Annotated in this window: 6 protein-coding genes; 4 read left to right on the top strand and 2 right to left on the bottom strand. The window is 66.0% G+C overall.

Annotated features, from left to right (window positions below; all coding sequences use genetic code 11):
- On the top strand, positions 1-648 hold a 648-nt coding region (locus tag VGD20_RS20825), incomplete at its 5' end, for an NAD(P)/FAD-dependent oxidoreductase (protein WP_331136280.1).
- Positions 649-884: 236 nt separating this feature from the next.
- Here VGD20_RS20825 and VGD20_RS20820 read toward each other — a convergent pair.
- The gene (locus tag VGD20_RS20820; protein ID WP_331136279.1) at positions 885-1,520 is read right to left on the bottom strand and encodes a DUF4126 domain-containing protein; all 636 of its coding nucleotides are present in this window, start codon (positions 1,518-1,520) and stop codon (positions 885-887) included.
- A 102-nt stretch (positions 1,521-1,622) separates the two neighbouring features.
- Between VGD20_RS20820 and VGD20_RS20815 the strand changes: the two genes are divergently transcribed.
- Together VGD20_RS20815 and VGD20_RS20810 are read left to right on the top strand one after the other, a co-directional pair.
- Positions 1,623-2,417, top strand: coding sequence for an NUDIX hydrolase (locus tag VGD20_RS20815; RefSeq protein WP_331136278.1), 795 nt, complete (start codon positions 1,623-1,625; stop codon positions 2,415-2,417).
- A gap of 171 nt (positions 2,418-2,588) precedes the next feature.
- Positions 2,589-2,822, top strand: coding sequence for a hypothetical protein (locus VGD20_RS20810; RefSeq protein ID WP_331136277.1), 234 nt, complete (start codon positions 2,589-2,591; stop codon positions 2,820-2,822).
- Positions 2,823-2,934: 112 nt separating this feature from the next.
- Here VGD20_RS20810 and VGD20_RS20805 read toward each other — a convergent pair whose 3' ends face one another.
- On the bottom strand, positions 2,935-3,753 hold the full coding sequence (locus VGD20_RS20805; protein ID WP_414714605.1) for a carbon-nitrogen hydrolase family protein: 819 nt from the start codon (positions 3,751-3,753) through the stop codon (positions 2,935-2,937).
- Positions 3,754-3,891: 138 nt separating this feature from the next.
- Between VGD20_RS20805 and VGD20_RS20800 the strand changes: the two genes are divergently transcribed.
- Positions 3,892-6,405: M16 family metallopeptidase (locus VGD20_RS20800; RefSeq protein ID WP_331136275.1), on the top strand; the 2,514-nt coding region annotated here is incomplete at its 3' end.

The raw sequence follows: 6,405 nt of genomic DNA, 5'->3' as shown, positions 1-6,405 counted from the left end.
GAGAAGGAACATCGGGATCACGGCGTCGAGCTTCACCTCGGCGTCTGCGTCGATGCGATCGAGGGTGCGGATCGCGTCACCGGCGTGCGGCTCTCGGACGGCGAAGTCGTTCCCGCCGACCTCGTCATCGTCGGCATCGGCATCGTTCCTGCGGTCGAACCGCTGATCGCGGCGGGCGCCGATTGCGCCAACGGGGTGCGTGTCGACCGGCTGTGCAAGACGAGCCTGCCCGACATCTATGCGATCGGCGACTGCGCGGCGCATACGAATGATTTTGCCGAGGGCGCCGAGATCCGGCTCGAGTCGGTCCAGAACGCCAATGATCAGGCGAATGTCGTCGCCAAGGGCATCGTCGGCGACGAAGCGCCTTATCACGCGATCCCGTGGTTCTGGTCGAACCAGTATGACCTCAAGCTCCAGACCGCGGGGCTGTCGACGGGGCACGATCAGGCGGTGCTGCGCGGCGATCCGGCAACGCGCAGCTTCTCGGTCGTTTACCTCAAGGCGGGCAAGGTCATCGCGATCGACTGCGTCAACGCGACGAAGGATTATGTGCAGGGCCGCATGATCGTCACCGCGGGGCTCGTCGCGACGCCCGAGCAACTCGCCGACGCCGAAACACCGCTGAAGGCACTGCTGCCGGCTTGAGGTCGGTGCTCACTTGCCAGGTGGGTGGCGGCCGAAACGGGCAGGCGCCCGCGCGCCGATACAACGCTGGCAGGACCGCGATCGGATCGGGAAGTCGAGGCAGGCGCCGTACAGGCCATTTAGCTCCACGGGCGCCGGCTGGTCCGTATTTCCCCGGAATTATCGAGAAATAGCGCGGATATTCATCGAACCCAAAAGCGCTTTATTGCCGGACTACCAATAAAGCGGCGACGAAATCAGTAAGGCGGGGCTTCCGGTACTGCGGGCGGCCCGTCGCCCAGCGCGTTTTTCAGCGTCGCCTTGAGGTTGCGGAGCAGGCGGCGCAGCGCGATGATGACCACGACCGCGGCGATTGCCAGAAGGATCGCGATCACGATCGCCAGCGGGGGGTAGGCAATGGCAAGCGCGAGCAGACCGCCCGTCGCGACGTCTTCGCCCGTCGAAACTGCCGCGTTGCTGAAGGGTTCGGGGCTGACGTTGACGACCGCACGCGTGGTTGCCTTCGCGCCGTGGCTCAGCAGCGCGCCGCCGCCGCCGAGCAGGAAAGCGATGACCTGCCACGTCGGGTCGGAAGAGTCGACGAGCGCGAGCGCGAGCAGGGCGCCGCCGAGCGGACGGATCACGCTGTGAACCATGTCCCAGATTGAATCGACCCACGCAATCTTGTCGGCGAGGAATTCGGCGAGCGTGCCGACCGCCGCGACGCCAAGCACCCAGGGATTGGCAAGGACCTGCAACGCGGCGAGATGGTCGGGAAGCGGCAGCCAGCCGAAATGCATAGCGGTTCCGGTGGCCAATATCGTCAGGTACAGTCGCCAGCCGGCAAGGAGGCTGAGGCTGCCGGCGACACCCAAAATCTCGACGATTCCCAATATCCTGCTCCCCGTCCTGTCCGGTCCGCATCTTGCACCCGCTCCCGCGGTCCCGCAATGGCGAGATGACAAGGCGGCACGCCGCCGTTATCGCCTTGGGCCATGACCCCTGCCGATCCGCCGTCCGCCCCGTCCGAAATTCTGCCCGAAGGCGCGATTCCCGCGGCGACGCTTGTCATCATGCGTCCGTCGGGAGCCGGGCCCGACGAAATATTGATGGTCAAACGGTCGGCCACCATGGCTTTCGCCGCTGGCGCGGTGGTATTTCCCGGCGGGCGCGTCGACCCCGACGATTATCTGGTCGCGCGCCAGCATGGAGCGGGCTTTGCCGAGGCTGACGGTGCGGCCCGGGTTGCGGCGCTTCGCGAGACGCTGGAGGAAACGGGGCTCGCGGTCGGCTGGCCGGCACTGGCGGAAAAGGACGTCGCCGAGGTACGGCAGGCGCTGCTCGCCGGCACGCTGCTGTCGGACATTCTCGCGGCGCGCGGCGACCGAATCGCGTTCGAGGCGCTGGTGCCCTTCGCGCGCTGGTGCCCGAACTTCAAGGAAGCGCGGACGTTCGACACACGTTTCTATGCCATCGCCGCGCCGCCGCACGGACATGAACTGACGGTCGAGGAGGCCGAGCACAGCCATATTTTCTGGGCGAGCGCGAAAGACACGCTGGCGATGGCCGATCGCGGCGAGGTGTCGGTGATCTTTCCGACCCGCCGCAACCTCGAACGACTCGCCGAGAGCGCCGATTTTTCAGACTTTTCAGCACGTTCCTCGCGGTTTCCGGTCGATCTGATCACGCCGTGGATCGAGGAGCGCGAAGGGCAGGCGCATCTTTGCATTCCGGATCATCTGGGTTATCCCGTCACCAGCGAGATATTCGACCGTATCCGGCGTGGTTAAAACAGATTCTGACGCGTAACTTTTTGTCTGTTTGCAAATTGCTAAGTTTTACCCGGCTAGGGCAAAACGTCGTTGCAATTGCTGAACGCTATGCCTAAGAGGGCCATGCAGAAGCGGATCGGGGGGCTCCCCCGGTGTGATTCGACAAGACTAATCCAGTGGACGGAGAATATGATGAACCTGCTTAAGAAGGCTGCGATCTCCCTCGCGGCGACCTCGATGGTTGTGGCGCCGGTTGCGGCGTCGGCGGCTCCCGCAGCGCGTGCAGCTTCGGCCGTTGATGGCCAGAGCGAACTCGAAGGCAGCACCAGCTGGATCATCGCTGTCCTCGCTCTCGCTGCCATCATCGGCGGCATCATCATCGCGTCGGACAACAACGACGACGACCCGACCAGCCCGGGCTGATCGGCTTTCTCAACCGATAAACCAAAGGGCTCCGAGCTGTGCTCGGGGCCCTTTGTGCATTTGCGGTATCGATGCGACACCGGCCTACCTGCGCGGTGCACGCCTGGATTGTCTATAGCGCGATGTCCCTGTTCGCCCGCGATCGGGCGAGGGGTATCGCCTGCCGCGCACGATCGACCGCGGCGCCCGCGATCGGCGCAAAGCTCAGCCTGTACCCGCGATCCCCCGTCTCGGACCCGGTTCCGGCGTCCGACAGCACCGCGCCCCATGGGTCCACCGCCAGGCTGTGGCCATAGGTTTCGCGCCCGTCGGCGTGCGTGCCCGACTGTGCCGCGGCGATGACGTGGCAGCCGGTTTCGATCGCGCGCGCGCGCATCAGCACGTGCCAATGCGCTTCGCCCGTCGATACGGTGAAGGCAGCGGGAATCGCGATCAGGGTTGCGCCGCGCTCGGTCAGCGCCCGGTAAAGCTCGGGAAACCGCAGGTCGTAACAGATGCTGAGGCCCAGTTGCCCGAGCGGGGTTTCGACCACCGCCATCGCGTCACCGCCGGCATAAGCCGCGGATTCGGTCCAGTTTTCGCCCGATGGCAGCGTAACATCGAACATGTGGATCTTGTCGTAGCGTGCGCGGATGCTGCCGTCGGCCGCGATGATGTGGCTGCGATTGACGCGCCGCTGGCCGTCGTCGGCGAGAAGCGGCATCGACCCCGAATGCAGCCATAACCCATGCTTCTGCGCCATGGCCTGAAGCGCAGCGGGCCAGGGGCTGTCGGCTTCGCGGGCGACATGCGCGGCCGAACGCGCGCGGTCACGATCGAGCAGCAGCGACATTTCGGGGAGGAAGGCCATGGCGGCGCCGCCCGCCGCCGCTTCGCCCATCGCGCGGTCGATCGCGGCCAGATTGGCGTCGGGATCGATCCCGCTCGTCATCTGGACCAGAGCGGCGACGGGGGCGGGGGGTGATGCGGGCGCGGTACTCATTGCATCTGGCTAAGCTGCGCGCGCGCGCAGGACAAGGGGCGTGACAGTTCAGTGGCCAGCAAGGTTCGAACGCGATAAGATGCGCCAATGTCTTATTTCCCCGCGCGCCCGTCGCCCCGTTCCGTCCGATCCTTTTTCCTTGCCGGGGCCGGGGCAGCGCTGCTGCTGTTTCCGGCTGCTGGCCATGCGCAGGCGGGGGCGCCGGTGGCGACCGCCGAGAGCCAGGCGAAGGATGGCGACTGGCTGTATGCCGGCAGCGATATCCCGCGCGATACGGCGTGGCAGTTCGGCGTGCTGCCGAACGGCGTGCGCTATGCGGTGCGCAACAACGGCGTTCCCCCGGGGCAGGTGTCGATCCGGGTCCGGATGGACGTCGGATCGATGTTCGAAACCGAAGATGAGCGCGGCTATGCGCATCTTCTCGAACATCTGACATTCCGTGGGTCGGAGCATATTCCCGACGGCGAGGCCAAGCGCATCTGGCAGCGGTTCGGCGTGACCTTCGGCAGCGATTCGAACGCGCAGACGACCCCGACCCAGACCGCCTATCAACTCGACCTGCCGAGTGTGACGCCGACCAATCTTGACGAGAGCATGAAATTGCTGGCGGGCATGGTGCGCGAGCCGCGGATTTCGGAACTCGCGGTCGCCGCCGAGCGCGGTGTCGTGATGTCCGAGCTGCGCGAATCGGACGGTCCGCAAAAGCGGATCGGCGACTTGACCAATTCGCATCTGTTCGCCGGCCAGCTGCTCGGTGACCGCTCACCGATCGGGACGACCGCCTCGCTCGGCAAGGCGAGCGCAACGTCGGTCGCGGCGTTTCACAATCGCTGGTACCGGCCCGAACGCGCCGTTGTCGTCATCGTTGGCGATGGCGACCCGGCCGAATTCGCGCGCCTGATCGCGAAATATTATGGCGACTGGGGCGTCGACACGCCGGGGCCGGTGCAGCCCGATTTTGGCAAGCCCGATCCGAAAAAGCCGGCGGCGCTGGAAATCGTCGAGGCGAACCAGCCGCTCGCGCTGACGCTGGCAATGGTTCGCCCATGGCAGAAGCGGATCGATACGGTCGAAAACACGCGGCGACTCTATCTCGAATTCATCGCGCAGGCGCTGGTCAACCGCAGGCTGGAAAACCGTGCGCGCAGCGGCGGCAGCTATCTGGTCGCGACCGTCGAGCAGCAATATGTCAGCCGCAGCGCCGACGTGACGATGGCGTCGATCGTCCCGCTGAGCGACTGGAAAGCCGCGCTCGCCGACGTCCGCGGCGTGATCGCCGACGCGGTGCGAACCCCGCCGTCGCAGGCCGACATCGACCGCGAGGCCAACGAAATCGAAGCGTTCCTGGTGAAGGAACTGGAAAATGCGCGCAACGAACCCGGTGCGCGGCTGGCCGACGACATGGTGCGCGCGGTCGACATCGGCGAAACGGTGACCAGCCCGCAGGGGCAGGTCGACATGTTCAAGGCGATCCGCGCCTCGGCGACGCCCAAGGTGATGCTCGAGATCAGCAAGGCGATCTTTGCCGCGCCGGTGACGCGCGTCGTGCTGACCACGCCGACCGAGGCCGGCGGCAATGCCGCGGTGCTCGCGGCACTGAAGGCGCCGGTCACCGCGCGCGACGACCGGCTGGCGACGGTGAAGGCCGATTTCAGGCAACTCCCTGCTATCGGCCAGCCGGGCACGATCACCGCGACGAACAGCCTCCTCGGACTCCGCGCCGAGCGGATCGAGTTCGCCAATGGCGTGACCGCGCTTGTCTCGAACAACAAGGTCGAACCGGGCAAGGTTCGCGTCAACGTCCGCTTCGGCACCGGCAACCGCAGCGTGGCCGCCGACGCGCCGAACCTGCTGTGGACCGGCGATTATGCGCTGGTCGCGAGCGGGATCGGACCGTGGGGCCAGAACGAGATCGACCAGCTCACCAACGGGCGGCAGATACAGATGAACTTCGCGATCGATGACGATGCGTTCGAATTGTCAGCCGAAAGCAAACCTGCCGATCTCGCCGACCAGATGCGACTGATTGCGGGAAAGCTGGCGCAGCCGCGCTGGGACCCGGCGCCGGTCGAACGGCTGCGGATCGGCTATCTCACCGGATATGACCTCAATGACGCGACACCGAACGCGGTGCTCGACCGCAATCTGCGCGGTTGGCTGACCAACAACGATGCGCGTTGGGCGGCACCCGACAAGGCGCAGATCGAGGCGCTGACCCCGGCAGCTTTCCGCGCCTTTTGGGAGCCGCGACTGGCGAGTGGGCCGATCGAGGTCCAGATTTTTGGCGACCTCGCTTCGGTCGACTATCGCAAGATCCTCGCCGAAACGCTCGGCGCGCTGCCACCGCGCAAGGCGTTGGCGCCTCCGGCCGGTCAGCGCGTCGAGTTCGCCAGACATGTAACCGTGCCCGATATCGCCTATCATCGCGGCGAGCAGGGGCAGGCGGCGGCGATGACCGCCTGGCCGACCGGTGGCGGCGTCGCCAGTCCGCGCGACGCACGCGGGCTCGAAATCCTTGCCGCGATCTTCAACGACCGGCTGTTCGACCGCCTGCGCGCCGAACAGGGGGCGAGCTATGGCCCGGTGGTCGACAGCCATTGG

It is taken from the genome of Sphingopyxis sp., assembly GCF_036402335.1.
Classification (GTDB): domain Bacteria; phylum Pseudomonadota; class Alphaproteobacteria; order Sphingomonadales; family Sphingomonadaceae; genus Sphingopyxis.
Note: the sequence above shows the minus strand (reverse complement) of the source record. Positions and strands in the feature narration are given on the sequence as shown.